General features: G+C 71.9%; 24 protein-coding genes and 1 riboswitch. Of the genes, 8 read left to right on the top strand and 16 right to left on the bottom strand.

What is annotated here, in order from left to right; all coding sequences use genetic code 11:
• Nucleotides 1-10: 10 nt before the first annotated feature.
• Nucleotides 11-379 carry a holo-ACP synthase gene (locus AB0M54_RS26045; protein WP_364318549.1) on the bottom strand — a complete coding sequence of 123 codons (369 nt, stop codon included), beginning with the start codon at nucleotides 377-379 and terminating at the stop codon, nucleotides 11-13.
• Between the two features lie 98 nt (nucleotides 380-477).
• On the opposite strand from AB0M54_RS26045, the gene AB0M54_RS26040 reads away from it, so the two are divergent.
• Nucleotides 478-759, top strand: a complete 282-nt coding sequence (locus tag AB0M54_RS26040; protein ID WP_364474194.1) for a hypothetical protein — start codon at nucleotides 478-480, stop codon at nucleotides 757-759.
• Nucleotides 756-2,192 (top strand): alpha/beta hydrolase, encoded by a 1,437-nt coding sequence (locus AB0M54_RS26035; protein ID WP_364318545.1) that lies wholly within the window; start codon nucleotides 756-758, stop codon nucleotides 2,190-2,192. The genes AB0M54_RS26040 and AB0M54_RS26035 overlap by 4 nt, the downstream gene beginning before the upstream one ends.
• Before the next feature lie 9 nt (nucleotides 2,193-2,201).
• Here the strand turns inward: AB0M54_RS26035 and glmS are convergent, their stop codons facing one another.
• Complete coding sequence (gene glmS / locus AB0M54_RS26030; protein ID WP_364318543.1) at nucleotides 2,202-4,085, bottom strand: glutamine--fructose-6-phosphate transaminase (isomerizing); 1,884 nt, start codon at nucleotides 4,083-4,085, stop codon at nucleotides 2,202-2,204.
• A gap of 156 nt (nucleotides 4,086-4,241) precedes the next feature.
• On the opposite strand from glmS, the gene AB0M54_RS26025 reads away from it, so the two are divergent.
• Together AB0M54_RS26025 and AB0M54_RS26020 are read left to right on the top strand one after the other, a co-directional pair.
• Nucleotides 4,242-4,958: an MmpS family transport accessory protein gene (locus tag AB0M54_RS26025; RefSeq protein WP_364318541.1), complete on the top strand. Its 717-nt coding sequence runs from the start codon at nucleotides 4,242-4,244 to the stop codon at nucleotides 4,956-4,958.
• A gap of 18 nt (nucleotides 4,959-4,976) precedes the next feature.
• Nucleotides 4,977-6,149, top strand: a complete 1,173-nt coding sequence (locus AB0M54_RS26020; protein ID WP_364318539.1) for a pyridoxal phosphate-dependent aminotransferase — start codon at nucleotides 4,977-4,979, stop codon at nucleotides 6,147-6,149.
• On the opposite strand, the gene glmM is transcribed toward AB0M54_RS26020, so the two are convergent.
• The 3 genes from glmM to rplM all read right to left on the bottom strand — a co-directional run bounded on the left by glmM (nucleotide 6,146) and on the right by rplM (nucleotide 8,579).
• On the bottom strand, nucleotides 6,146-7,495 hold the full coding sequence (glmM, locus tag AB0M54_RS26015) for a phosphoglucosamine mutase (RefSeq protein ID WP_364474192.1): 1,350 nt from the start codon (nucleotides 7,493-7,495) through the stop codon (nucleotides 6,146-6,148). The two genes, AB0M54_RS26020 and glmM, sit on opposite strands and share 4 nt — an antisense overlap.
• A gap of 110 nt (nucleotides 7,496-7,605) precedes the next feature.
• Nucleotides 7,606-8,115, bottom strand: coding sequence for a 30S ribosomal protein S9 (gene rpsI / locus AB0M54_RS26010; RefSeq protein WP_364318535.1), 510 nt, complete (start codon nucleotides 8,113-8,115; stop codon nucleotides 7,606-7,608).
• Nucleotides 8,116-8,135: 20 nt separating this feature from the next.
• Nucleotides 8,136-8,579, bottom strand: coding sequence for a 50S ribosomal protein L13 (rplM, locus tag AB0M54_RS26005; protein ID WP_364318533.1), 444 nt, complete (start codon nucleotides 8,577-8,579; stop codon nucleotides 8,136-8,138).
• 627 nt (nucleotides 8,580-9,206) lie between these two features.
• Between rplM and AB0M54_RS26000 the strand changes: the two genes are divergently transcribed.
• A complete protein-coding gene (locus AB0M54_RS26000; protein WP_364318531.1) occupies nucleotides 9,207-10,352 on the top strand; it encodes a uroporphyrinogen-III synthase in 1,146 nt (381 codons plus the stop codon).
• Between the two features lie 247 nt (nucleotides 10,353-10,599).
• Here AB0M54_RS26000 and AB0M54_RS25995 read toward each other — a convergent pair whose 3' ends face one another.
• The 4 genes from AB0M54_RS25995 to AB0M54_RS25980 are packed head-to-tail and all read right to left on the bottom strand — an operon-like array spanning nucleotide 10,600 to nucleotide 15,300.
• Nucleotides 10,600-11,220: an ATP/GTP-binding protein gene (locus tag AB0M54_RS25995; RefSeq protein ID WP_364318530.1), complete on the bottom strand. Its 621-nt coding sequence runs from the start codon at nucleotides 11,218-11,220 to the stop codon at nucleotides 10,600-10,602.
• Entirely contained in the window at nucleotides 11,201-11,572 is a 372-nt protein-coding gene (locus tag AB0M54_RS25990; protein WP_364318528.1) for a DUF742 domain-containing protein, read from the bottom strand. The genes AB0M54_RS25995 and AB0M54_RS25990 overlap by 20 nt, the downstream gene beginning before the upstream one ends.
• A 38-nt stretch (nucleotides 11,573-11,610) precedes the next feature.
• Nucleotides 11,611-12,024: a roadblock/LC7 domain-containing protein gene (locus AB0M54_RS25985; RefSeq protein WP_364318527.1), complete on the bottom strand. Its 414-nt coding sequence runs from the start codon at nucleotides 12,022-12,024 to the stop codon at nucleotides 11,611-11,613.
• A 3-nt stretch (nucleotides 12,025-12,027) separates the two neighbouring features.
• A complete protein-coding gene (locus AB0M54_RS25980) occupies nucleotides 12,028-15,300 on the bottom strand; it encodes a nitrate- and nitrite sensing domain-containing protein (protein WP_364318525.1) in 3,273 nt (1,090 codons plus the stop codon).
• A 454-nt stretch (nucleotides 15,301-15,754) separates the two neighbouring features.
• Between AB0M54_RS25980 and AB0M54_RS25975 the strand changes: the two genes are divergently transcribed.
• The 3 genes from AB0M54_RS25975 (at nucleotide 15,755) to AB0M54_RS25965 (ending at nucleotide 19,481) form a co-directional block, all read left to right on the top strand.
• Nucleotides 15,755-16,924: an ABC transporter substrate-binding protein gene (locus AB0M54_RS25975; protein WP_364318523.1), complete on the top strand. Its 1,170-nt coding sequence runs from the start codon at nucleotides 15,755-15,757 to the stop codon at nucleotides 16,922-16,924.
• 18 nt (nucleotides 16,925-16,942) lie between these two features.
• The gene (locus tag AB0M54_RS25970; RefSeq protein ID WP_364318521.1) at nucleotides 16,943-17,692 is read left to right on the top strand and encodes an ABC transporter ATP-binding protein; all 750 of its coding nucleotides are present in this window, start codon (nucleotides 16,943-16,945) and stop codon (nucleotides 17,690-17,692) included.
• 70 nt (nucleotides 17,693-17,762) lie between these two features.
• A complete protein-coding gene (locus AB0M54_RS25965) occupies nucleotides 17,763-19,481 on the top strand; it encodes a hypothetical protein (protein ID WP_364474190.1) in 1,719 nt (572 codons plus the stop codon).
• 9 nt (nucleotides 19,482-19,490) lie between these two features.
• Here AB0M54_RS25965 and thiC read toward each other — a convergent pair whose 3' ends face one another.
• The 7 genes from thiC to AB0M54_RS25930 all read right to left on the bottom strand — a co-directional run bounded on the left by thiC (nucleotide 19,491) and on the right by AB0M54_RS25930 (nucleotide 25,393).
• Nucleotides 19,491-21,068: a phosphomethylpyrimidine synthase ThiC gene (gene thiC / locus AB0M54_RS25960; RefSeq protein ID WP_364474188.1), complete on the bottom strand. Its 1,578-nt coding sequence runs from the start codon at nucleotides 21,066-21,068 to the stop codon at nucleotides 19,491-19,493.
• A 74-nt stretch (nucleotides 21,069-21,142) separates the two neighbouring features.
• Nucleotides 21,143-21,940 carry a bifunctional hydroxymethylpyrimidine kinase/phosphomethylpyrimidine kinase gene (gene thiD, locus AB0M54_RS25955; protein WP_364474186.1) on the bottom strand — a complete coding sequence of 266 codons (798 nt, stop codon included), beginning with the start codon at nucleotides 21,938-21,940 and terminating at the stop codon, nucleotides 21,143-21,145.
• Nucleotides 21,937-22,707: a thiamine phosphate synthase gene (locus AB0M54_RS25950; protein ID WP_364474184.1), complete on the bottom strand. Its 771-nt coding sequence runs from the start codon at nucleotides 22,705-22,707 to the stop codon at nucleotides 21,937-21,939. The genes thiD and AB0M54_RS25950 overlap by 4 nt, the downstream gene beginning before the upstream one ends.
• Nucleotides 22,701-23,447, bottom strand: coding sequence for a thiazole synthase (locus tag AB0M54_RS25945; protein WP_364318512.1), 747 nt, complete (start codon nucleotides 23,445-23,447; stop codon nucleotides 22,701-22,703). The genes AB0M54_RS25950 and AB0M54_RS25945 overlap by 7 nt, the downstream gene beginning before the upstream one ends.
• A 1-nt stretch (nucleotide 23,448) precedes the next feature.
• Nucleotides 23,449-23,649 carry a sulfur carrier protein ThiS gene (thiS, locus tag AB0M54_RS25940; protein WP_364474182.1) on the bottom strand — a complete coding sequence of 67 codons (201 nt, stop codon included), beginning with the start codon at nucleotides 23,647-23,649 and terminating at the stop codon, nucleotides 23,449-23,451.
• Complete coding sequence (locus AB0M54_RS25935; protein WP_364474180.1) at nucleotides 23,646-24,809, bottom strand: FAD-dependent oxidoreductase; 1,164 nt, start codon at nucleotides 24,807-24,809, stop codon at nucleotides 23,646-23,648. Before AB0M54_RS25935 ends, thiS begins: the two co-directional genes overlap by 4 nt.
• The gene (locus AB0M54_RS25930) at nucleotides 24,806-25,393 is read right to left on the bottom strand and encodes a thiamine phosphate synthase (protein WP_364474245.1); all 588 of its coding nucleotides are present in this window, start codon (nucleotides 25,391-25,393) and stop codon (nucleotides 24,806-24,808) included. The genes AB0M54_RS25935 and AB0M54_RS25930 overlap by 4 nt, the downstream gene beginning before the upstream one ends.
• Nucleotides 25,383-25,494, bottom strand: a riboswitch (TPP riboswitch). (Overlaps the previous gene by 11 nt.)
• Nucleotides 25,495-25,529 lie beyond the last annotated feature (35 nt).

Genomic DNA, 25,529 nt, shown 5'->3' with positions numbered 1-25,529 from the left:
ATGTCCTCCCCTAACTCTCCGCAACCACCATCGCCGACGCGATGCCGCCGTCGTGGGACAGCGACAGGTGCCACCGGGCGACGCCCCGCTCGACGGCCGCGGCCGCCACCGTGCCGGACACCGTGAGCCAGGGCCGCCCGTCGGGATCCGCCACGATCTCACAGTCGTGCCAGCGCAGACCGGCCGGTGCGCCGAGCGCCTTGGCCACCGCCTCCTTGGCCGCGAACCGGGCCGCCAGCGACTCGGGCGAGCGCGGATTGCCGGACGAGGTGAAGCGTTCACCCTCGGTGAAGAGCCGGTCGGCCAGCAGCGGCGTCCGCTCCAGGGCGCCGGCGAAGCGTTCCACCAGGACGACGTCGATGCCGACTGCCACGATCACGCGATAACCCTAATGAATGTTCGACGGCCGGGCCTGTGGACATCGGGTTGTCCACAGGCCCGTCCGCCGCGGCCGGGAATCCTTCTACCTTTCCCGGCATGAGTCCCGATCTCGAGGTCGACACCCAGGCCTTGCAAGCTTGTGTACGCCCACTGCTGGAGCTGAGCGCGACCGTGCGCGCCGCTCATCCCCCGGCGACCCTGTCGACGCCCCGCTGGGCGACGTCCGACGCGGCCGGCGCCCTGGCCACGGCGACCGGGGTGCGTGGTGGTCTGCTGGCCACCGACCTGGCCGGCGCGGCCGACCGGCTGGCCGCGGTCGTCCGCGACTACGACGAGGCCGACGAGCAGATCGCCGGCCGGTTGCGGGCCGTGCGATGACCGAGGTCTCGATCACGTACGCCCGGCTGCGCGCGACCGACCCCGACCGCTGGCTCGCGGTGGCCGTCGCGTGGCGACAACACGCCGCGACCGCCGGTCGGTGGGCCGCGCAGATCGCCGCGCGGATCGGCCGGATCACCGCCGCCTGGACCGGGGCGGCGGCCGAGGCCGCGACCGCCCACCTGGAGAAGCTGCGCCGCGTGGCCGTCCAGATCCAGCTGCACTGCTGGTCGGCCGATCAGGCGCTGAGCGAATGGGCGGGCGCGCTGAGGCGGGCCCGGGCGCTGCTGAGCCGGGGCGTCGAGATCGCCACCCGGGCCGGTCTCCGGGTCGACGACGACGGCCGGGTCACGCCGCCCGTGGCGCCCTGGTTCGGACAGGCCATGGCCCCGATCCAGGACGCGCTGCGGCTCGCCGGCGCGGCCGACGCCGAGGCCACGGCCCGCCTGGCCGAGCTGGCCGACTCGTTGATGAGCGACCTGGGCGCCGCGCCGCCGCCGTTTCCGCCGCCGCCGGCCGCCCCGGCCCGGGTCGCCGTGTGGTGGGCGGGCCTCACGCCGGCCCAGCGCTTCTGGCTCATCGCCACCGAGCCCGAGCTGGTCGGCGGGCGCGACGGCCTGCCCGCCGCCACCCGCGACCTGGCCAACCGGTTGCTCGTCGACGGCCGGATCGATCTCGACGACCCGGCCGGCCCGCGGAGCTATCTGCTGCGGGCCGACCACGACCACATCGTGCTCGCCTCCGGTGACCCCGACGCGGCGTCCAACGTGCTCACCCACGTGCCGGGGATGGCGGCCGACCAGCCACGCGAGCGGGACCGGGCCGCGCTGGTGGCGGCCCGGGCCACCGCCCTCGACCCGGCCACGGCGACCAGCGCGGTTCTCTGGCTCGGCTACGACACCCCCGACACCGTGCCGGAGGCGGCCGGCCGCGACCGGGCGGTGGCCGGGGCGACGGCGCTGCGGCAGTTCCAGGCGGGGCTGCGGGCCGCCCACAGCGACCAGACCGGCCGGTTCACCGTGCTCGGCCACAGCTACGGGTCGCTGGTGGTGGGGTCGGCCGCGGCCACCCCGGGCCTGGAGGCCGACGCGGTGGTCCTCGTCGGGTCGCCCGGCGCCGGCGTCGACCGGGCCGCCGACCTGGCGGTGCCGTCGGTCTACGCGATGTCGTCGGTCAGCGACGTGGTGCAGTACGCCGCCCCGGCCCCGGACGCGCTGGGCCGCGACCTGACGGCCACCGGCCTGGCGCCGGTGCTCGGCCCGGCCGCCTTCGGGTTACCCGAGGACGAGCTGTGGCACGGCCGCAACCCGGTCGACGACGACTTCGGCGCTCGGGTGGTGCCCAGTCAGCCCGACGCCGGGCACTCCGGATATTGGGATCCGGGGCGCCCGGCGCTGGACGGGCTGGCGTCGATCACGCTGGGCCGGGTCTGACGCCCGGTGCTACTCGACGGTGACCGACTTGGCCAGGTTGCGCGGCTGGTCGACGTCGTGGCCCCGGGCGGCGGCGATCTCGCAGGCCAGGATCTGCAGCGGCACCGTGGTCATCAGCGGGGCGAGCAGGGTGGGCGTGCGTGGCACGACGATCAGGTGGTCGGCGTACGCGCTGACCGTGTCGTCGCCCTCCTCGGCGATCACGATGGTGCGGGCGCCGCGGGCCCGCACCTCCTGGATGTTCGAGACGACCTTGTCGCGGATCACGCCGCGACCGGCCGGCGACGGCACCACGCAGACCACCGGGGTGCCCTCGTCGATCAGGGCGATCGGGCCGTGCTTGAGCTCGCCGGCCGCGAAGCCCTCGGCGTGCATGTAGGCCAGCTCCTTGAGCTTCAGGGCGCCCTCCAGGGCCACCGGGAAGCCGACGTGCCGGCCGATGAAGAGCAGCGTCGAGGCGGTCCGCAGCTCGCGGCCCAGGGCGCGGACGTCCTCCATGCCGGCCAGCAGCTCACGCAACTGGTCGGGGGTCTGCTGGAGGCGGTCGACCACGGCGGCGACCTCGTCGGCGTACATCACGCCGCGGATCTGGGCCAGGTGGAGGCCGATCAGGTAGCAGGCCACGAGCTGGGTGACGAACGCCTTGGTCGAGGCCACCGCGATCTCGGGGCCGCCGTGCGTGTAGAGCACGGCGTCCGACTCACGCGGGATGGTCGAGCCGTTGGTGTTGCAGATCGCCAGCACCCGGGCCTTCTGCTCCTTGGCGTGGCGCAGGGCCATCAGGGTGTCCATGGTCTCGCCGGACTGGCTGATCACGATCATCAGGGTCGAGCGGTCCAGGATCGGGTCGCGGTAGCGGAACTCGCTGGCCAGCTCCACCTCGCACGGGATGCGCACCCAGTGCTCGATCGCGTACTTGGCGACCATGCCGGCGTGGTACGAGGTGCCGCAGGCCACGATGAAGACCTTGTCGACGTCGCGCAGGTCCTGGTCGGTGAGCCGGACCTCGTCGAGCACGATCTCGCCGCGGTCGGAGAGCCGGCCCAGCAGGGTGTCGGCGATGGCCTGCGGCTGCTCGGCGATCTCCTTGAGCATGAAGTAGTCGTAGCCGCCCTTCTCGGCGGCGGCGGCGTCCCAGTCGACGTGGAACTCCTTGCCGGTGGCCGGCGTGCCCAGGAAGTCGGTGATCTCGATGCCGGCCGGGGTGATCAGGACGACTTGGTCCTGACCCAGCTCGATCGCCTCGCGGGTGTGTTCGATGAACGCCGAGACGTCACTCGCCAGGAAGTTCTCGCCGTCGCCGCGGCCGACCACGAGCGGCGAGTTGCGCCGGGCGGCGACCACCGCGTCGGGCACCTCGACGTCGACCGCGAGCAGCGTGAAGGCGCCCTCCAGCCGGCGCACGGTGCGGCGCATGCCCTCGGCCAGCAGGGCCGGGCCGTCGGCCACGCCGCTCTCGCGCACCGTGCGCATCTCGGCGGCGAGCAGGTGGGCGGCGCATTCGGTGTCGGTGTCGCTGAGGAACTCGACGCCGGTCGCCTCGAGCTCGGCCCGCAGCCGGGAGAAGTTCTCGATGATGCCGTTGTGGATCACCGCCACCCGGCCGTCGGCCGAGAGGTGCGGGTGCGCGTTGCGGTCGGTCGGTCCACCGTGCGTGGCCCATCGGGTGTGCCCGATGGCCGTCGGACCCGATGCGATACCGTCGCTGGTGCGCTCGGCCAGCGCCTTCTCGAGGTTGGCCAGCTTGCCGGCCCGCTTCTCGGTCCGCACGGCACCGGCGTCGATGACGGCCACACCCGCGGAGTCATATCCGCGGTATTCCAGCCGCCGCAATCCGTCGAGCACGATACTGAGCGCCGGGCGATTACCGACGTAACCCACGATCCCACACATGTGGGGCAGCGTATCCGACTTTCGCTCACGCGTCATGCGCAAGACGAGTACTTTCGCGCATCGTACGTGATTGAAATAGCCGTTCGGTCAGCTCGGAGGTGGCTTTGCGGCTCGGTGTACCGTTCGGGTCACCCCCCGTGCCTCCCGGGAGACGACGTGAGCAACGAACCGCCGGACGTTCCCTATCCCACAACCCCGGCCGCCGGTGGCTCGCCATGGGCACGACCCGACTCCACGGGCTACCAGCCCGGTTCGGCGTCCGTCCCGCCCTACCAGCCCCCGACGTCACAGTTCCAGCCCGACTACGGGCCGCCGCCCGGGCCGCCCCCGCCGCCGCCACGGCCACCGCGCCGGAGCAACCTGCCCATCGTCGCGGTGATCCTCGCGGTCAGCCTGCTGCTCTGTGGCGGCGTGGCCACGGCCGGCGTGCTGATCTACCAGCAGGCGACCGACAAGGCCAAGGAGATCGTCGAGCCGATCACCAAGCCGACGCTGCCGGCCCTGCCGTCCAACCCGGTCGACATCCCCGACCTGCCGACCACCGTCCCGACGCTGCCCGACCTCCCCGGCTGGCCCGACTCGGGCAAGCAGGTCAAGGTGACCTACGAGGTCCGCGGCGACGGGCCGATCGACATCGTCTACTTCGCCAACATCAGCGACGGGCCCAAGACGATCAGCAAGCCGAAGCTGCCGTGGAAGTTCAGCACGACGATGGACGGCGCCGCCTTCGTCTCGGTGGTCGCGGTGCGGGGTTCCGGCGACGAGGGCGACATCAGCTGCCGGGCGCTGGTCGACGGCAAAGAGGTCGTGAAAAGCTCCAAGACCGGCGCGTTCGCCTCGGTCACCTGCACGAAGGCGCTCATCGGCGGGTAGCACCGTAGGCTTCCGGGCGTGACGGCGGATCAGCTGGTCGCGCGCATGCGGCCGTTCGGGACCACCATCTTCAGCGAGATGTCGGCGCTGGCGCTCAGCACCGGGTCGATCAACCTCGGGCAGGGCTTCCCCGACACCGACGGGCCGCCCGAGATGCTGGCGGCGGCGGCCGAGGCGCTGCGCGGCGGAGCGAACCAATACCCGCCGCTGGCCGGCATCCCGGCCCTGCGGCACGCGATCGCCGACCACGACCAGCGGTTCTGGGGGCTCGCGACCGACCCGGACACCGAGGTGGTGGTCACGGCGGGCGCCACCGAGGCGGTCGCGGCGAGCATCCTCGGGCTGTGCGAGACCGGCGACGAGGTGGTGTGCTTCGAGCCCTACTACGACTCGTACGCGGCGTCGATCACGCTCGCCGGAGCCGTGCGGCGGCCGGTCACGCTGCGGCCCGGACCGGACGGGCGGTACGCGTTCGACGAGGGTGAGCTGCGGGCGGCGTTCGGGCCGCGGACCCGCCTGGTGCTGCTGAACTCGCCGCACAACCCGACCGGCAAGGTCTTCACCCGCGACGAGCTCACCCTGATCGCGTCGCTGTGCCAGGAGCACGACGTGTACGCGGTGACCGACGAGGTGTACGAGCACCTGGTCTTCACCGACGCGTCCGGCCCGCACGTCCCGCTGGCCACGCTGCCCGGCATGCGTGAGCGCACGCTGCGCATCTCGTCGGCGGGCAAGACCTTCTCGTGCACCGGCTGGAAGATCGGCTGGGCCACCGGGCCGACCGCCCTGGTGTCCGCCGCGCAGCGGGTCAAGCAGTTCCTGACGTTCGTGAACGCGGCCCCGCTGCAACCCGCGGTGGCCGTGGCCCTGGGCCTGCCGGACGCCTACTTCACCGGCTTCCGGGACAGCCTCCAGTCCCGCCGGGACCGGCTGGTGGCCGGGCTGGCCGACGCCGGCTTCCGGGTGCTGCCGTCCGAGGGCACCTACTTCGTCACCGCCGACATCACGCCGCTGGGCGGGACCGACGGCGCCGACTTCTGCCGGTCGTTGCCCGCCCGGTGCGGCGTGGTGGCCGTGCCCACCCAGGTCTTCTACGACCACCAGGACGCCGGCCGCCACCTGATCCGATTCGCCTTCTGCAAGCGCGAGGACGTGATCGACGAGGCGGCGCGGCGGCTGCGGAAGGTCTAGGCGGGGCTGGCCGCGCGGACGTCCTCGGCGATCCGCTCGGCCACCGAGCGGGCCTGCTCCTCGGTGGCGGCCTCGACCATCACCCGGACGAGCGGCTCGGTGCCGGAGGGGCGCAGCAGCACCCGCCCGGTCTCGCCCAGCTCCTCCTCGGCCAGCGCCACGGCGGCCTGCACGGTCGGGGCGGCGGCGCCCGCGGCCCGGTCGGCGACCTTCACGTTGATCAGCACCTGCGGCAGCGTGTGCAGCACCGACGCCAGGTCGGCCAGCGACTTGCCGGACGAGGCGATCTGGGCCATCAGGTGCAGCCCGGTCAGCACGCCGTCGCCGGTGGTGGCGAAGGCCGGCATCACGATGTGACCGCTCTGCTCGCCGCCCAGCGAGAACGAGCCGGCCGCCAGCTCCTCCAGCACGTACCGGTCGCCGACCTTGGCCTCGATCAGCCGGATGTTCTCCCGCTTCATGGCCAGGCGCAGGCCCAGGTTGCTCATCACGGTCGCGACCAGCGTGTTGTCGGCCAGCGTGCCGGCGTCGCGCATGGCCAGGGCCAGGATGGCCATGATCTGGTCGCCGTCGACGACCTCACCCGAGGCGGTCACGGCCAGGCAGCGGTCGGCGTCACCGTCGTGGGCGATGCCCAGGTCGGCGCCGTGCCGCACGACGGCCTCACTGACCGCCTCCAGGTGGGTCGCGCCGCACTCGTCGTTGATGTTCAGGCCGTCCGGCTCGGCGAAGATCTCGATCACCTCGGCGCCCGCCTCCCGGTAGGCGTCCGGGCCGACCTCGCTGGCCGCGCCGTTCGCGCAGTCGACCACGACCTTGATGCCCTCGAGCCGGTGCGGCAGCGACGACACCAGGTGCTTCACGTAGTGCTCGGCGCCGTCCAGCAGGTCGTGCACCCGGCCGATGTCGCCGCCGGTGGGCCGCCCGACCAGGCCGTGCCCGTCGGCGATGGCCGCCTCGATCCGCACCTCCAGGTCGTCCGGCAGCTTCTGCCCGCCGGCCGCGAACAGCTTGATGCCGTTGTCCGGCATCGGGTTGTGCGAGGCCGAGACCATCACACCCAGGTCGGCGTTGGCCTGCCCGACCAGGAAGGCGACCGCCGGCGTCGGCAGCACGCCGACCCGGACCACGTTCGCGCCGACGCTGGTCAGCCCGGCCACCACCGCCGCCTCCAGCATCTCGCCGCTGGCCCGCGGGTCACGGCCGACGATGGCCAGCGGCTGGTGGCTGGCGTCGCTCTCGACCAGCACCGTCCCGGCCGCGATGGCGACCGAGAGGGCGAGTTCGGGGGTGAGGTCGCCGTTCGCGAGTCCGCGTACGCCGTCGGTGCCGAAGAGACGCCCCATGGCGGCTTCCTTTGCGTCAGTGGTCAGGGTCGGAGAAAACACGAAACGGCCGGGCGCGTCCCCTGGCGAGAGGGGCCGCACCCGGCCGTTCGGTCAGCCGAGGCGCAAGATCAGCGCTTCGAGTACTGCGGAGCCTTACGGGCCTTCTTGAGGCCGTACTTCTTGCTCTCCTTGACCCGCGAGTCACGGGTGAGGAAGCCGGCCTTCTTCAGCGCGGGCCGGTCGTCGGGCTCGTTGGTGATCAGGGCCCGGGCGATGCCGAGGCGCAGCGCGCCGGCCTGCCCGGTGATGCCGCCGCCACGCAGGTTGGCGATGACGTCGAAGGTCTCGGCCTTCTCGGTGGTCACGAACGGCTCGCGGATCAGCTGCTGGTGCACCTTGCTCGGGAAGTACGCCTCGATATCACGGCCGTTGCAGGTGATCTTGCCGCTGCCGGGAACGAGTCGGACCCGGACGATGGCCTCCTTGCGGCGGCCGACGGTCTGGATGGGACGGTCACCGGGACGCGGGGCACGGACCGGGGCCGGCGCGGGCGTCTCGACCACGACGACCGTCTCGGCGACCGCCTCAGCGGGCGCCTCGACGGTCTCGACGACCTCGGGCTCGATAACGTCGGACATGCTGCTGCCTTCTCCCGCGCTCACTGCGCGACCTGGATGATTTCGAACGGCTTGGGCTGCTGGGCCGCATGCGGGTGCTCGGCACCGGGGTAGACCTTCAGCTTCTTGATGATCTGCCGGGCCAGCTTGTTGTGCGGGAGCATGCCCTTCACGGCCAGCTCGATCGCCTTCTCGGGGCGCTTGCTCAGCAGCTCCTCGTAGCCGATCTGCTTGAGGCCGCCCGGGTAACCGGAGTGCCGGTAGGCAACCTTGGTCTGCCGCTTGTTGCCGGTCAGAGCCACCTTGCCCGCGTTGATGATCACCACGAAGTCGCCGGTGTCCATGTGGGGCGCGAAGGTCGGCTTGTGCTTCCCCCGCAAAAGGGTCGCGGTGTGGGTTGCCAGGCGGCCCAGGACGACGTCCGACGCGTCGATGATGTGCCACTGACGCTCGATCTCACCCGGCTTCGGGCTGTACGTACGCACAGAAATACCTTGTCTCGTCGTCGGTTCTGGGAAGCGCGCGCTGGTCGCAGCAAGCTCGACCATCAAGCGTACCCGCGGGTACGCCGGCAGCTGTCGCACAACAGCAGGCAACAATACCCGTCGGTGCGCGCCGCGGTCAAAACGGGCGGCCTTAGGGCGGGTGTGACGATGCCCTCGAACTCCGCCGCTAGGACCGGGAAAACAGACTTCTATAGCATAGCCGCAGGCCCAACACCGTCAGGCAGCGGGTCACCCGGGAGGGCCGGCCAGGGGTCGATGCGTCTTTGCATGCTCGAAACAAATGGGACGCGAAGCCGAAATTGACCGGCGGCACGCTCTCCGCATGGCACGTGATGCGGATGGCTCGACGACGCGGTGCGGCTCCGGCCCCACAGCCGTCGTGGGCAGCGGCATCACCCAGGAACCACCGTCAGGGTTGAGGACGGACCTGACGGTGAAGGCCGGGCTTCGGCCCGGTCTGGAGAAGCCGCGGCGTGTGCCGGTCGGAGGTACGGCGGAGAACGCAGGCGTGACATGGGAGCGGGTCGACGCTGAGGACGGCGATCTCCGAGCGTGCCCTTCGGTGGACCGTTCGGCCACGCCGCGGCTTTTCGAAATGCGTATGGGATGACGGAGCGCACGGGGGGATCCAGACGCGCCGTCATCGCCGCCTCGGCCCTGGCCGAGCCGACGGCGTCACTGTCCGGCTACACCGTCGGGGTGACCGCCGACCGCCGGCGGGACGAGCTGGCCGGGCTGCTGGAGAGTCGCGGCGCCCGGGTCGTGCTGGCCCCCGCGCTGCGCATCGTCCCGATCGCCGACGACGCCGAGCTGCGCGCCGCCACCCGGGCCTGCCTGGAGACCCCACCCGACGTGGTGCTGGTCAACACCGGCATCGGCATGCGCGGCTGGCTGGAGGCGGCCGAGGGCTGGGGCCTGGCCGACCCGCTGCGCGCGGCGCTGTCCCGGGCCTACCTGGTCGCCCGCGGCCCCAAGGCGAGGGCGGCGGTCCGCTCGGCCGGCCTGCAGGACCAGTGGGCCCCCGAGGGCGAGAGCTTCGACGAGATCCTCGACCACCTCGGCGGCCGTGGCCTGGCCGGCCTGACGATCGCCATCCAGCTGCACGGCGAGTCCCAGCCCGAATACACCGAGACCCTCCAGTCGGCCGGCGCCCGGGTGATCGAGGTCCCGGTCTACCGCTGGGCCCCGCCCACCGACCCGGCGCCGCTGCACCGACTGGTCGACCTGGTCTCGGCCCGCCTGGTCGACGCCGTGACCTTCACCTCGGCCCCCGCGGTGGGCGCCCTGCTGCGCGCCGCCGGCCCCGAGTGCGACAACATCCTCGCGGCCTTCCGCACCGACGTGCTGGCCGCCTGCGTGGGCCCGGTCACCGCCGCCCCGCTCCGCAGCCGCGACGTGCCGGTGGTCGCCCCGCCCAGGGCCCGGTTGAGCGCTCTGGTCCGCACCATCGTCGAGGAGCTGCCGAAACGCGCCCGCACGATCAAAATCTCGGGCCACTCGCTGACCCTCCGCGGCCACGCCGCCATCCTCGACGGCGAACTGCGCCCGTTGGCCCCCGCCCCGATGGCCGTCCTCCGGGCGCTGGCCGCCACCCCCGGCAAGGTCCTCTCCCGGGCCGCCCTGCTGCACATGCTCCCGCGAGGCGCCGACGAGCACGCGGTCGAGATGGCCGTGGCCCGCCTCCGAGCCGGCCTCGGCACCGCCGGCATCGTCCAGACGGTCGTCAAGCGCGGCTACCGCCTGGCCCCCTGACGCTCCCTCTTCAGATCAACCCATCAAGATCAACCCCGTAAGAGGGCCTTCGAGCTGGCGCGGGCGGCGAGGGCGCGACAGCGAGCGCAGCGAGCGTGGGGTTCAGTCCGCGCAGCGGACACAGCTCAGCCACTCACGCACCTGGCAGGGAGCGCAGCGACCGGTCTCCGGCGGGAGCGACGGTCTGGTCCACGACGAACCCGGGACATCAAGATTGTGACCTTGATGTCCCGGAAGGTGGCGGATGTCAGCCGACCGGCGTGGGGAAGCCTCGGCCCTGTTCCTCGACCAGCGTGGCCATCGCGTGTTCGACGACGCCGACCAGGACCGCCTTGACCGAGTCGCGGTGGCGGGCGTCACACATGATCAGCGGCACGTGCGGCGCGATGGCGAGGGCCTCGCGGACCTCCTCCGGCTCGTACCGCGGCGCGCCGTCGAAGCAGTTCAGGGCGACCAGGTAGGGCAGGTGCCGGTTCTCGAAGTAGTCGAGCGGGGCGAACGCGTCCGAGATGCGGCGCGTGTCGACCAGCACCGCGGCGCCGACGGCACCCCGGATGAGCTCGTCCCACATGAACCAGAACCGGGTCTGGCCGGGCGTGCCGAACAGGTAGAGGATCAGGTCGTCGGCCATCGTGATGCGGCCGAAGTCCATGGCGACCGTGGTCGTCTCCTTGCCGGGCACCTTGGACGCGTCGTCGACGCCCGAGCTGGCCGACGTCATCACCGCCTCGGTGGTGAGCGGTTCGATCTCGGAGACCGCACCGACCAGAGTCGTCTTGCCGACGCCGAAGCCGCCGGCGATCACGATCTTCGCGGAGGTGATCTCCTTGGGTTGCGCCCCCGCCCGCTCAGAGCTTGCGAAGTCCACTCAACACCCTCTCCAGCAGATCCATCCGCTCCGCGAATCCTTGTCTGGGAGCGGCACTGTGCAACGCCAGCAGTCCGTCGGCGACCATGTCGGCGACGAGCACGCGGGCGACCCCCAGCGGTAGCCGGTGGTACGCCGCGATCTCGGCCAGGGATTGGGCCCTCGGCTCACACAGCAGCGCGATGCGATATTTGTCGTGCCCGGCGAACCGGGCTTCCTGCACGTTGGCCTGGCTGGCGACCAGGACAGCCTCGATGGGAATGTCCCGTTGCGGCTCGGTCCGGCCGCGGGTGACCGCGTAGGGACGGACCAAGTTTCCCCGCGGATCGTGCGATTGCCTGGGCTGCCCCATCGGTCACCTCCCTCGTCGATTGTGGGTGCGGGGGTCCGTCAGGCCTGGTGGCCGACGGTCTCGCGGGGCGCGGGCACGAGGGCGGCGCCGACCCGTTCGACCAGGAGGGCCATCTCGTAGCCGACCTGGCCGACGTCACAGCTGCGCGCGGCCAGAACGGCCATCGAGGAACCGTCGCTGATGGACATCAGGAACAGGTATCCGCTGTCCATCTCGATGATGGTCTGCTGGACCTCGCCGGCGCTGAACATGCGCGACGCGCCCTCGGTCAGGCTGACCACGCCGGAGGTGATCGCGGCGAGCTGGTCGGCGCGGTCGGTCGGCAGGTCGCGGGAGGAGGCGAGCAACAGCCCGTCCGCGGAAACGGCGACGACGTGTGCAATGCCGGCGACGCTGTCCGCGAAGTTGCTGAGCAGCCAGCCCATGTCCTGCATGGTGGGGGGCCTGGTCACTTGTCAGTTCTCCTTAGGAGCAGGGGCGCCCGTGCCGGCCTCGGCACCGCCGGCCGTACGCCCTCTTTGCACGCCACGGTGATATGCGGAGAGGAGGCCGCGCACTTCGTCCGGACTACGCCGGTTCTCCATACGTGGACCGCTCTGCACGCCACCAGGGACGAGTTGTGCCTGGGGTACCCGCTTCGGAAGACCGGAGCGGGTCTGGCCACCGTCGGTGGGTGCCGCCGCGGCCATCGCCCGCTGCCATCCTTCATCGGCGGCGGTACGCCACCTTTCCTCGCCCGGTTCATCCGGTCGAGTGTTCGCGGAGGATCCGCCGTGGTCGGTGCCGGCCGGCACCGATCGCGGTCCATTCTGCCCGGAACCGCTTCCGGGCACATCCCTCCGGGGCAGATCCGATCCGGGCATCTGCGCCGGGCGGGAAACCGGAGCGGGCGGCGTCTGCGCCGGGCGAGCAGCCGGGGCGGAAACGGGTGGCGTCTGCGCCGGGCGAGCAGCCGGAACAGGCGGAGTCGACAACGGCCGGGCAGCCGGAGCGGGCGGAGCGGAAGCGGGTGCGGCCGGCGGCGCGGAGATCGCGCCGGCCATCGCCGGGGCCGGCGAGGTGGCGCTGGGCGGTGGGGCGTACCCGGCGGTGGGCATGCCCCAGTCGTTCGGGTCGCCGGTGCCCTCGTGGGTGCGGAACCAGCTGGCCTGCATCTGCAGGAAGATCGGCGCCTCGGCCCGGTCGTCGGCCTCCGGCGGCGCGGGCGGCGGCGGCACGGCCGGCATCGCGGCCAGCGCGGCGCCCCACCCGGACGGGTTCGGGCTGGCCGGCCGGTCGGGCGGCGGGACCTTGCGGCCGTCGGGGGTGACAAAACCGACCGCGACCTGGATGTCCGGCGAGGCCGGCTGGACCGCCGGGAACGCCCGGGTCGGGTCGCTCCAGCTGTTCGGCGGGGCGGCCGGCACGTGCTTGGGTGCGGCGGGCGGGCCGGACGGCGCCGACCCGATCGGCTGGACCGTCCGGGTGGGCAGCGGCGGCCGGTCGGTGGTGGGCGACGCCGACGGCATCGGCGACCGGGACGGCATCGGCTCGGACGGCGGACGCTGCGACGGCATCTGCGGCAGCGCCGGGTGTGACGGCGACGGCAGCTCGGCCCGCCACGACGGCTCCTCCATCGGCGGCAGCGAGACCATCCCGGAGCGGCCGGGCAGCGAGGCGACGTTGCCCGGCATCCCGCGGTCGGCCGGGGGCATCTCGCGGTCGAACTGCGGCATGCCGCGGTCGAGCTGGGGCATGCCCCGGTCCATCGGGCCGTCGATCGACCGGTGCGGCAGCAGGACGATGGTGCTCGGCAGGGTGACCTGGGCGATGGTGCCGCCCTCGACGTTGGTGCGCAGCTCGACGCGGATGCCGTAGCGGCTGGCCAGGCGGCCGACGACGGCCAGGCCCATCAGCCGGAACGCGGCCACGTCGACGCTGGGCGGCTCGGCCAGCCGGGTGTTGAGCTGGCCCATCTGCTCGTCGGACATGCCCAGGCCGCGGTCTTCGACCTGGATCACCACGTAGTCGCGGATGCGCCGGCCGTCGGCGACCACGATGGTGTTCGGCGGCGAGAACCGGGTGGCGTTGTCGAGCAGCTCGGCGACCAGCCGGACCACGTCGTTGACGGCGATCGCGGCGATCGAGATGTCGGTGTCGACGGTGCCGAACTCGACGCGGTTGTACAGCTCCACCTCGGACTGCGCGGCGCGCAGCGCGTCGACCAGCAGGGCGTCCTCGCGGCGCGGCGCGCTGGAGTCGGCACCGGCCAGGACCAGCAGGTTCTCGTCGTTACGGCGCATCCGGGTGGCCAGGTGGTCGAGCTCGAACAGCTGGGCGAGGCGCTTGGGGTCCTCCTCGCTGCGCTCGATCGTGTCGAGCTCGCCGATCATCCGGTCGACCAGGCTCTGCGAGCGGCGGGCCAGGTTGAGGAACATCGCCGAGACACTGGTACGCAGGGCGGCCTGCTCGGCCGCGATCCGCACCGCCTCGCGGTGGACCGTGTTGAACGCGGTCGCGACCTCGCCGACCTCGTCGCGGTTGTGCAGCTGGATCGGGTCGCGCATCTGCTTGACGATGTCGTCGGCGCCGCCGTCGCCCAGGTTGCGGACGTCACGGAGCCGGGCCACGGCCTCCGGCAGGTCACGGTGGGCCACGCTGAGCGCGCCCTCACGGAGCCGGCGCAGCGAGAGGATCAGCGACCGGGCCAGCACGATGGCCAGCGCGATGGCGATCAGCAGCACGAGCAGGACCAGGCCACCCTCGACGGCGGCCCGGCGGCCGATGGTCGAGGTCTCGTCGGCGGCGCCGGCGATGGCCTGGCTCTCGAGCCGCCGCTCGGCCCAGCGCATCAGGTCGACGACGGCGCCGAAGGTCTGCAGGATCTCGGGGTATTGAACGGTGTCGCCGCGGGCCAGCCGGATCGCCACCGCGTCGGCCAGGTTGACGGCGTCACCGGTGACCGTGGAGTCGACCAGCGCCCGGTCGGCCGGTGAGGCCACCACCGAGAAGCTGAGCAGCGCTTCCTGCTGACTGGTCTGGGTGGCGATGAACGAGGCCTTCTGCTCGTCGCTGATGTCGCCCTGCACGCGGGCGGCGTACGCGATCGCCTCCTGCTCGGCGGTGCCGGCCTTGGCCTTGGCGAAGGAGTTCACCGCGCGCAGGTCGTCGCCGACCGCGCCGTCGCCGGCGAACTGGCCCAGCGCCTCGCCGTAGCCGACCAGGTCGGTGACGATCACGCCGTACCGCAGGACGGCCTCGGTGACCGAGATCTTGTCGCGTTCGGACACCCGGGTCCGGGTGATGTCCATCGTGCGCACGTCGTCGTCGATGCGGGTCAGCCGCTGTCCGACCGACGCCGGCACATTGTCCAGTTCGCGGCGATCGGCCTGGTACTGACGGATCCGGATGTCGCTCTGCGCGATCGCCGCGTTGTAATCGTCCTTGGGCGTCCGGGCCTCGGCGAGGTATTTGGCGGCGGCCATCCGCTCGTTGTGCAGAACGTGGGTCAGGTCGGACACATCGGCGGAAAGCCGGGTGAGATTCTCGACCTCACGGGCGTCGACGGCCTGGTTTCCGACGTCGTAGAGCCGGATCACGCCGAGGGTGAGCACGGCGGCCAGGGGGACGAAAAGGATCAGCGCCAGCTTCGTGCGGATCCGCGCGTCCCGAAGCCTCGGCAGACCCCGGCGCGGCCGCGCGGCCGGTGCCGGGGTGGTCGCAGGCTGGGTCGAAGAACCGGTGCTCACGACATCTCCTCGCAGGTCATCCCCACAGCTCTTCACCCACCCGACGCCGGTGGCCCGGGCCTTTCCGGCGGCTGTGGACAGCTACGTGCAACACGCGGCACGGCCGCGATTTCATCAGACGCGCAATGCGTTTGGGAAGTCCGGCGTCAGCCCGAAACATCCTACTGTGTGGAATGGCAAACATCCGCTCAGTGAACGAGTGCGCGAAACCGTCGCTTTGACGTGCACGAATATGACCTTGACAACGGTAAGTGCGCAAGCCGTAACGCATTAGTACCAAGATTCCAACCACTATGTGAGATCTTTGTCTCGCTCCCCGTGACCAGGCGGCTTGACCTAGGAAGCTTCACGTTGGCAAGGTTTCTCGCGATCGGACGGACGCCGTGTCCGTGCAGCCTGGTCCATTGCGGACACCGTCGCGATATGGACACATCCCCTTAGAGAGGCACCCGCAGTGAGGATCCCCCGTCGGGTCTCGGCCGTTCTCGCGGCCGCGGCACTGCTCACCACCGGGCTCGCCGGCTGTACGTCGGACGACCAGTCCACCGCGGCCACCGACGTGCTGATCGGCGCCGATCTGGCCACCAGCTCGCCGGCCGACGCCGCGTACGGCCGCGCCCTCCAGCTGCGGGTCGATCAGATCAACGCCTCGGGCGTGCTGGGTAACCGCAAGCTGCGCCTGTCGATCTTGGACAATCGGTCGGACGCCACCGTCTCACTCCGCAACATCAGCACGCTCGCCGACAACCCGGCCGTCGCCGCGGTGATCACCGGCCAGTGCAGCGAGTGCGTGCGGGGCGCGGCCAAGACGATCGACGCGAAGAAGGTGCCGACCATCGCGCTGGCGCCGGCCGACGAGGTCAGCCAGCCGATCGCCGAGCGCCGGTTCATCTTCAAGCTCGGCCCGAACTCGGGCGACAGCGCCGCCGCCCTCGCCACGGCGATGCGGAACACGAAGCCCGCCCCGATCACCCGGGTCGGTGTGCTGCACACCTCCGACCTCTACGGCAGCGGCGCCCAGAAGGCGTTCAGCGCCGAGGCGGGCAAGGCCGGCGTGCAGATCCCCAGCACGGTGGCCGTCAAGCCGACCGCCACCGACATCACCCAGGCGGTGGGCACGCTGGCCGACAGCGAACCGCAGGCGCTGGTCTTCTTCGTCGGCCCCGACCTGGCCGGGCCGGCCGCGAACAGCGCCAAGGCGGCCGGGTTCAAGGGCAAGATCTACTACGACGCCGCCGCCGCGGGCGACCTGTTCATCGCGTCCGACGCGAGCAAGGCCTCGGAGAACGCCACCATGGTGTTCACACAGGCGCTCGCGATCGACGACGTCATCGCCACCACCCCGGCCAAGGCCGCCCGCAAGCAGTGGTTCCGCGACTACACCTCGCGCTACGGCACCTACTCGGGCGTGGCCTCGCTGGCCGCCGACGCGGTCAACGTGCTGGCCGACGCGATCGAACGGGCCGGCACCGACCGGGTGGCGATCCGCGACGCGGTGGAGACCACCCAGATGGACGGCATGTCGGGCGCGATCCGGCTCACCCCCGACAACCACTCCGGACTGATGCCGCAGGCGCTTACCCTTCTGGTGGCGCGCAGCGGTCGCTGGCGCCTGGCCAGCTGAGCCGCCCGGAGCGCCACGATGATTCGTCTGTCCGGTGTGTCCCGTTCGTTCGTCACCAAGTCCGGCACCGTCGAGGCGTTGCGGGGGATCGACCTCGACGTGGGCGACGGCGAGTTCGTCGCGATCCTGGGCCGGTCGGGCTGCGGCAAGTCGACGATGCTGCGGATCATCGCGGGCCTGCTGCCGGCCGGCGGCGGCGCGGTGCACATCGGCGACGAAGCGGTGCAGCGGCCGCGACGGGACGTCTCGATGATGTTCCAGCGCCCGGCCCTGCTGCCGTGGAGCACGGTCCTCGACAACGTGCTGCTGCCCGTCAAGATCTTCGGCTGGCGCCCGTCCGACCACCGGGCCCGGGCCCACGAGCTGCTCGAGCTGACCGGGCTGACCGAATTCGAGCGGAAGATGCCACACGAGCTCTCCGGCGGCATGCAGCAGCGGGTCGCGCTCTGCCGGTCGCTGATCACCAACCCCAAGGTGATGCTGATGGACGAGCCGTTCTCCGCGCTGGACGCGCTCACCCGGGAGGAACTCGCCGGCGAGCTGCAGAAACTGCACATGGACAACCACGCCACCACGGTCTTCGTCACCCACTCGATCGACGAGGCGGTGCTGCTGGCCGATCGGGTGGTGGTGCTCAGCCCGCGCCCCGGGCGGATCCGCGAGATCCTCGAGATCAAGATCCCCAGGCCACGTACGCTCGGCCGCACCACGCACCTCGAAGAGGTCGCCCGGTGCAGTGCCGAGCTGCACGAACTACTGATGACGTGAAGGCTTTCCGGATCCTTAAGTAGCCACCCTCAACTGGCGATCGACCGGGGCCATTCCGTACCGTGCCCGCATGGCATTCCGGACCTGGGCCAAGCTGCTCGGCACGACCCTGGGCGTCGCCGCCCTGGCCGGTGCCAGTCAGCTCGGCCTGGCCTACGGCCTGGGCATCCTCCGCCTGACCAGGGTCGTCGAGGTGGCCGCGCGCGACCAGTGGACCGCGCAGCTGGCCTGGGTGGCCTGGTTCGCGATGTCCGCGGCGGTGCTCGGCGCCCTGGCCGGGCGGTGGCTGCGCGACCGGTGGCGGGCGCCCGCGACCCCGGGCACGTTCGTGGCGCTGTCGCTGGCCGCCGGGCTGGGCGCGGCGCTGGTCGTGCCGCTCACCATGCAACCGGCCCGGACGGCGCGCGTCGACGGGGTCCATCCGGTCTTCGTGATCGGCATCTGCGCCACACTCGGCGCGGCGGTGGGCGTGTTCGCCGCGTACGCCGCCCTCACCCAGCTGATCGCCCGCCGCAGCCTGACGGTCATCGGCATCGCGGTCTGGGTGCTGGCCCTGCTCTCGGTGGCGCCCTCGCTCGGCCCCGACGACCCGCTCCCCGCGGTACGCCTGGGCGTCTTCGACGCCGGCTACCTCTCCCCCGAGGTGACGCAACGGACCGCGCTCTTCACGATGCCGGCCCTGGCCCTGGTCACCGGCGCGATCCTCGGGTACGCGGCCCGGCGCCGCGACCTGCCGATCCTCACCATCGCGCTGGCCGGGCTGCCCGGTCCCGCGCTGCTGACGCTGTCCTACCTGATCGCCGGCCCCGGCGCGGGCGCCGACCGCTACCAGGTCGTGCCGTACTGGGCGGCGATGACCGCCACCGGGGCGGGCGTGCTCGGGTCGGTGCTGGCCGCGGTCATTCGCCGCGCCCCCGACGACCTCGGCGACGATGACGCGGCGGCTGCCTCCGGTCGCCGTTCTCGCCCGGACGACGGCGACGGTGACCGCGACGAGCCGGCCGCCGCCATCGGCACCGGCCGTCGCTCGCGTCCGGACGAGCCGACCTCTCCTCCTGGCTCCGGCCGCCCAGCCGGCGGGGACGACGACGAGCCGACCGGCCCGATTCCCGTGCAGCGGCCGGCCACTGACTCCCCGGGCCGCCACGGTTCGCCGACCGACCCGAACGCCTACGCCGCCGCCGGGCCGCCCCCTCGCGCCGCCGCCGGACCATCCGGCCACGCCGCCGGGCCGCCCGCTCACGCCGCTGCCGGGCCGCCCGGCCACGCCGCGACCGGGTCGTTCGGTCAAGCCGCGGATGGGCCGTCGTTCGGTGGAGTCGCCGACGAGCCGCCCGCGGCGCCGAAGCGGCCCGCTCGCCGCGGTCGCGCCGCCCGCAAGCCCGCCCCACCCGACATTTTCGAAATGTCGCCCGGGGACTCGACCGAGGCCTTCGAGCCGAGCACTGCGGGCGGGCGGCCGGCCACCACGGGCCGAGGCATCCGCCGCGGCCGGCGCAACGCCCCGGCCGCCCCGAGCGAGCCGCCCTACGTCCCCGCCCCCGCGCTGCCCGAGATCCCGCCCGAGGCCCTCCAACCGCAGCGCCGCGCGGTCAACACCGACGCCACCCAGGACCGGCTTCGGGGTGCTCCGCTCGTACCCGAGCCGCACGCGATCTCCGCACCCCTCGCCCAGCCGGAACCGACCAACCCACCTCCGCCGATGAGGCCGGCCCCCGAGAAGAAGTCGAAGCGGCAGGCCAAGGAGGAGGAGTACGTGGATTGGGTCAGCAAGCTGAGCAACGAGTAGCCCGTCGTTCTACGAGCTCTGACCGCTCGCGATCTGATAGACCGCGCCCCCGGCGGCCCGGAACTCCTCGCTCTTGTCACGCATGCCCTGCTCGGCGTACGCCTTCAGGTCGTGACTGATCCGCATCGAGCAGAACTTGGGCCCGCACATCGAGCAGAAATGCGCGGTCTTGGCGGGCTCGGCGGGCAGTGTGGCGTCGTGGTAGCTCCGTGCCGTCTCCGGGTCGAGCGACAGGTTGAACTGGTCCTCCCAGCGGAACTCGAAGCGGGCCTTGGACAGCGCGTCGTCCCAGTCCTGTGCCCCCGGATGCCCCTTGGCCAGGTCGGCGGCGTGCGCGGCGATCTTGTACGCGATCACGCCGGCCTTCACGTCGTCCCGGTCCGGCAGCCCGAGGTGCTCCTTCGGCGTCACGTAGCAGAGCATCGCCGTGCCGAACATGCCGATCATCGCGGCGCCGATCGCCGAGGTGATGTGGTCGTAGGCCGGCGCGACATCCGTGGTCAGCGGCCCGAGCGTGTAGAACGGCGCCCCGTCGCACAGCTCCTGCTGCAGGTCCACGTTCTCCTTGATCTTGTGCATGGGCACGTGACCCGGCCCCTCGACCATCACCTGCACGTCGTGCTCCCACGCGACATGGGTCAATTCCCCGAGGGTACGCAGCTCAGCGAACTGCGCTTCGTCGTTGGCGTCCGCGATCGACCCCGGGCGCAGGCCGTCGCCCAGCGAGAAGGTGATGTCGTACCGGGCGAAGATCTCGCACAGCTCGGCGAAGTTCTCGTACAGGAAATTCTCCCGATGGTGCGCGAGACACCAGGCCGCCATGATCGACCCGCCGCGCGAGACGATCCCGGTGACCCGGCCCACCGACAGCGGCACGTAGGCCAGCCGCACCCCCGCGTGCACGGTCATGTAGTCGACGCCCTGCTCGGCCTGCTCGATCACGGTGTCCCGGAACATTTCCCAGGTCAGCTTGACCGGGTCCCCGCCGGCCTTCTCCAGCGCCTGGTAGAGCGGCACGGTCCCGATCGGCACCGGCGAGTTGCGCAGGATCGCCTCGCGCGTCTCGTGGATGCGCTTGCCGGTGGACAGGTCCATCACGGTGTCCGCACCCCAGCGGGTGGCCCAGGTCAGCTTGTCCACCTCCTCGGCCACCGACGAGCTGACCGCCGACGTCCCGATGTTGGCGTTGACCTTGACCAGGAACCGCGACCCGATGATCATCGGCTCGCTCTCCGGATGGTTGACGTTGGCCGGCAGCACCGCCCGCCCCGCCGCGATCTCGGCCCGCACCACCTCGGCGTCCATCGCCTCGCGAATCGCCACGAACTCCATCTCGGGCGTCACGATCCCGGCCCGCGCACACGCCAACTGCGTGACCTTCCCGCCGCCCGGTTGCTCGACCCTCCCGCCGCTGTGTTGCTCGACCTTCCCGCCGCGCGCCGCGATCCACTCGCGACGCAGCCCCGGCAGCCCTTCGGCCGGATCACTACCCGGCCCCGACGTGTCGTAGAGCCGCACCGGCGGGTTGTCCCCGCTCAGCTCGACCTCCGCGAACGGCACCCCGTGGACGTACACCTTCTTCCGCATCTTCCTCCCCTTTCCGTACAAAACGGTCGCCGATAGGCCGCCAAAACTCCACGATGGTGCCGACGGATCCCTACCTAGGCGAAGTGATCGAGCGGTCCCGGCCCAGCGCCGAGCTCCCAGTCCTTCCCACCACGCAGCGCAGTCGCCACGTAGGCCTTGGCCTCACGCACCGCAACCGGAACGGCGTCACCGAGCGCAAGCCGCGCCGCGATGGCCGACGAGAACGTGCACCCCGACCCGTGGTTGTTGACGGTGTCCACGGCCACCCCCTCCAGCCGGGTGGTCACTCCCTGGAAGTGCAGTGCGTCCACGGCCGTCTCGCTCCCGGTCACCACGACCGTGCCGACCCCACACCGGGCCAGCTCGGCCGCAACATCCCCCGCAATCCCCTCCCCACCTGGCGCGACTCCGGCTGCAACCTCATCCCCGCTCCGCCTCACCCCGGCTTCGAGGAGGGCTGCGGCTTCGTAGCGGTTCGGGGTCAAAATGCAGGGGTACGCCAGTAAAGGCTGGACAGAAGCAACAGCGGACAACCGGCTGCCGGAGGTGGCGACCAGCACCGGATCGACGACGAGATTCGGCAGCCGGTCGATCCGGGCCGCGATCACCTCGGCGACCTCCCGGTTCGGCACCATCCCCACCTTGACCGCCGCCACCGCGAAGTCATCGAGCACCGCGTCGAGCTGAGCCGCCACCATCACCGCCGGCACCGCATGCACCCCGGTCACCCCGAGCGTGTTCTGCGCCGTGATGGCGGTGATGACCGACGTCCCATAGACCCCGAGCGCCGCGAACGTCTTCAGATCAGCCTGGATCCCGGCCCCGCCGCCCGAGTCCGACCCCGCGATCGTCAACACCACCGGCGGTGTCATCGCCCCTCCCCCAGCGGTAGCCCAGCGCGCTGGTCCGCCCCCACATACCGCTCTCCGCTACCACTCGACGAGGCAGCCGCCAGAGGAACGGCCGCGGCGGGCGAGGCGGACAAGGATGCGGCGGGCACGGACGCGGGCGCGGCGGACGCCGGCGCGGACGCGGCGGCGGCGGACAGTTCGGCGGCCACGGCGGCCGGGTCGCGGGCGGTCATGATCGCGCCCATCACGGCCACGCCTTCCGCCCCCGCGGCCAGGCACTCGCGAACCTGAGCGGCCGTCGTGACGCCGCCCAGCGCCAGCCACCTCAGCCCACCACCGAGGCGCCCCGCGGCCGATGGCGTGAGCGCCGGCCCGTACCCCGGCTTGGAAGCCGTCGAATACACCGGCGACAACGTCACATAGTCCTCGGTGGACAGTCGCCGGATCTCGGACAGCGAATGACACGACCGGCCCACCAGGCGGATGCCGTTCGGCGGCTGGGGATCGCGCGGCGCCAGCCGGAACCCCGGCGTGGGCAGCAGGTCGGCGGCCGCCAGGTGGACCGCGTCACCGCCGAGCGGGTCCGGGCCGGCGACGATCAACCGGCCGGGCGGCAGCAACGCTCGAAGGTCGTCGGCGAGGGCGCGGCGTTCCGCGTACCCGAGATCGCGCTCCCGCAGGACCACCCACCCGGCGCCACCCTCGACGGCGCGCGCCACCACCGTGGCGAGCGGGCCGGCGGCGGACCGCCGGTCGGTGAGCACGACGAGCCCCGACGGTGTCACCACGACGGCTTCCCGGCGTCAGGGGTGGAGGCCAGCGCGTGGAACCGCTGCGGGATCCGTCCGGCGCCGTACGCCAGCTGCCCCGCCTCGACCGCGTGCCGCATCGCCGCCGCCATCCGCGCAGGGTCCTCGGCCCGGGTGATCGCGCTGGCGATCAGCACACCGTCGCAGCCGAGTTCCATGGCCAGCGCCGCGTCCGAGGCGGTGCCGATGCCCGCGTCGAGGATCACCGGCACCTCGACCATCTGCCGGATCAACCGGATGTGGTGCGGGTTGGAGATGCCCAGCCCGGAGCCGATCGGCGAACCGGCCGGCATCACCGCCGCGCATCCGGCCGCCTCCAGCCGGCGAGCCAGGATCGGGTCGTCGTTGGTGTACGGCAACACCGTGAACCCGTCCGCGACCAGCGTCTCCGCCGCCCGCAGCAACTCCACCGAGTCGGGCAGCAGGGTCCGGTCGTCGCCGATCACCTCCAGCTTGACCAGGTCGGTCTCGAACGCCGCCCGCGCCAGCCGCGCCGTCTTCACCGCGTCGGCGGCGGTGTAGCACCCGGCCGTGTTCGGCAGCACCCGCACCTTGCAGCGGTCCAGCATCGGCAGCAGCCCCGGCCCCGCCGCGTCGATCCGGCGCAGCGCCACGGTCACCAGATCGGTGCCGGAAGCCTCGATGGCCGTCTCCAGTTCGCTGAGGCTGCGCGCCCCACCGGTGCCGAGGATCAGCCGTGACGACTTGAAGATCTCCATGTCAGCCTCCCTGCGCCGCGGTGAGCACTTCGATCCGGTCGCCGTCGGTCAGCTCCGTGGCCGCCCACGCCGACCGTGGCACCACCTCGCCGTTGAGCGCGACCGCCACCCCCCGCTCGGCCCTGGTGAGCTCGGCGACCAGCGCGGCCACCGTCGCCTCCGGTGGGATGGCCTTCCGGTCGCCGTTCACAACGATGGTCACGCGAACCTCCCGGGTGCGAAGGGAACGATCAGCGGGTCAGGCTCCCCGGTCACGACCAGGCCGGCGATCAGATCGGCCGTCACGGGTGCGAGGAGTACGCCGTTCCGGTGGTGACCCGCGGCCACCACGGTGCGCTTGTCAAGCCGCCCGAGCAGCGGCGCGTTGTCCGGTGTGGACGGCCGATGCCCCACCAACGTCTCGGTGATCGCACAGTCGGCCAGCGCCGGCACCAGGTCAACGGCAGCGCGCAACAGATCCAGCACCGCTCCCGCCGTGACCGCGTCATCAGCGCGCTCTTCCTGAGTCGCCCCCACCACGATCTCGCCGTCCTCCCGCGGCACCAGATAGACCCGCCGTCCATCCGCATATCCCCTGACCACATGCCGCAACAGCCCAGGCTCCCCCCGCAGCCGCAGCACCTCCCCCTTGACCGGCCGAACAGGCAACCCGGTCAGCGCCCCCGTCCCCACCCCCGCCGCGACCACAACCTGATCCGCGTCAATTCCCCCAAGATCCACAACCCTCCCGGGTACGACGGACACCCGCTCCCGCAACGCAGCCACCACTTTCCGCGGATCAACCTGCCAATCCCCCGGCAGATAACATCCCGCCCGCACCCGCGGCGACAGCGCCGGCTCCAGCTCCCGCAGCCCCGAAGGCCCCAACCGCCGCCCTCCCGCCGTCGCCCCCGGCCGCCCGACCGCGCCCACCAGCCCTGCCGCGCCCGGTTGCCGGGCCCACTCCCGTTCCGCCTCCGCGACGTCATCCGCGGTGAGGGCGACGACAAGCGTCCCGTCCTCCGGCAACCGCACGCCCAGCTCAGCCGCGAATCCAGGCCACCGCCGAGCCGACTCCACCATCAACGCGCCAAGCTCCGCCGACTCCCACGTCGACTCGTTCCCCGCCGCCAACATCCCCGCCGCGACAAACCAGGCCCCCGGCCACTCCCCGGCTTGCTTGCTCTGAGCACCTACAGGCATCACCGAGCCCGAGGAGGAGCCGGAGGCGGATGCGACGGAAGGCGAAGCCCAGGGAGGCGGGGCGAGCGCGGGCGAGGCAGCGGCCCACGCGTCATGGACCAGGACCTCAACGCCGCGAGAGGCGAGGCGCGACGCGATCGACAGCCCGATGATCCCGCCCCCGACCACCGCGCACCTCATGACAGCGCCTTCAAGAACTGCTCGGTGGCCCCCACCGGATCGCGAGCAATGGCCCCCACCGCCGCCACCCCGTAGGCCCCCACCGCCAGCAACGAAGCCACCCGCGACGGCGTCACCCCCGCGATAGCGATGACGGGAACATGCGAAGCATCAGCCACCGCCCCCACCCCGGCCACCCCGATCGGCGGAGGCAGACCGTCCTTGGTGGACGTCTCGAAGGCCGGCCCGACCCCGAAGTACGAAGCCGACGGCACATCAGCCGGCGCCCGCAACGTCACCCCGAGCACCGCCGCCCGCCCGAGCACCTTCCGCGCCGCGGCCGGCGGCAGGTCGTCCGCCCCGACGTGAGCCCCATCGGCCCCGGCCGCCAAGGCAATGTCGACGCGATCGTTGACCAGGCACATCGCCCCGCGGGCCCGGCACCGTGACAGCACCTCGACGGTCAGCGCGTAGGCGTCTCGATCGGTGACGTCATCGGCGACGCGGACCTGGATCGCCACCTGCGACGAGACCGAGAGCACCGCCTCCACAATGGGCAACGAAGCCGTCACCACATGTAGACGGGGGAAGATAGGCTCCACCATCGCTCCTCCCTGCGCCGGCATGATCCGGATCAGGTTCGACGGTCGGGGGCCGCGACAGCCCCCCTCTCAGCCCGGTGCACCGGACTCCCGTGGGGTTGGTTCTACGGCCGACGATAGCCCTCGAACCCAGCGATGG

The sequence above is a fragment of the Actinoplanes sp. NPDC051470 genome (assembly GCF_040682035.1).
Lineage (GTDB): Bacteria > Actinomycetota > Actinomycetes > Mycobacteriales > Micromonosporaceae > Actinoplanes.
The sequence above is the reverse complement of the archived record's forward strand: the minus strand, read 5'-3'. Positions and strand labels throughout refer to the sequence as shown.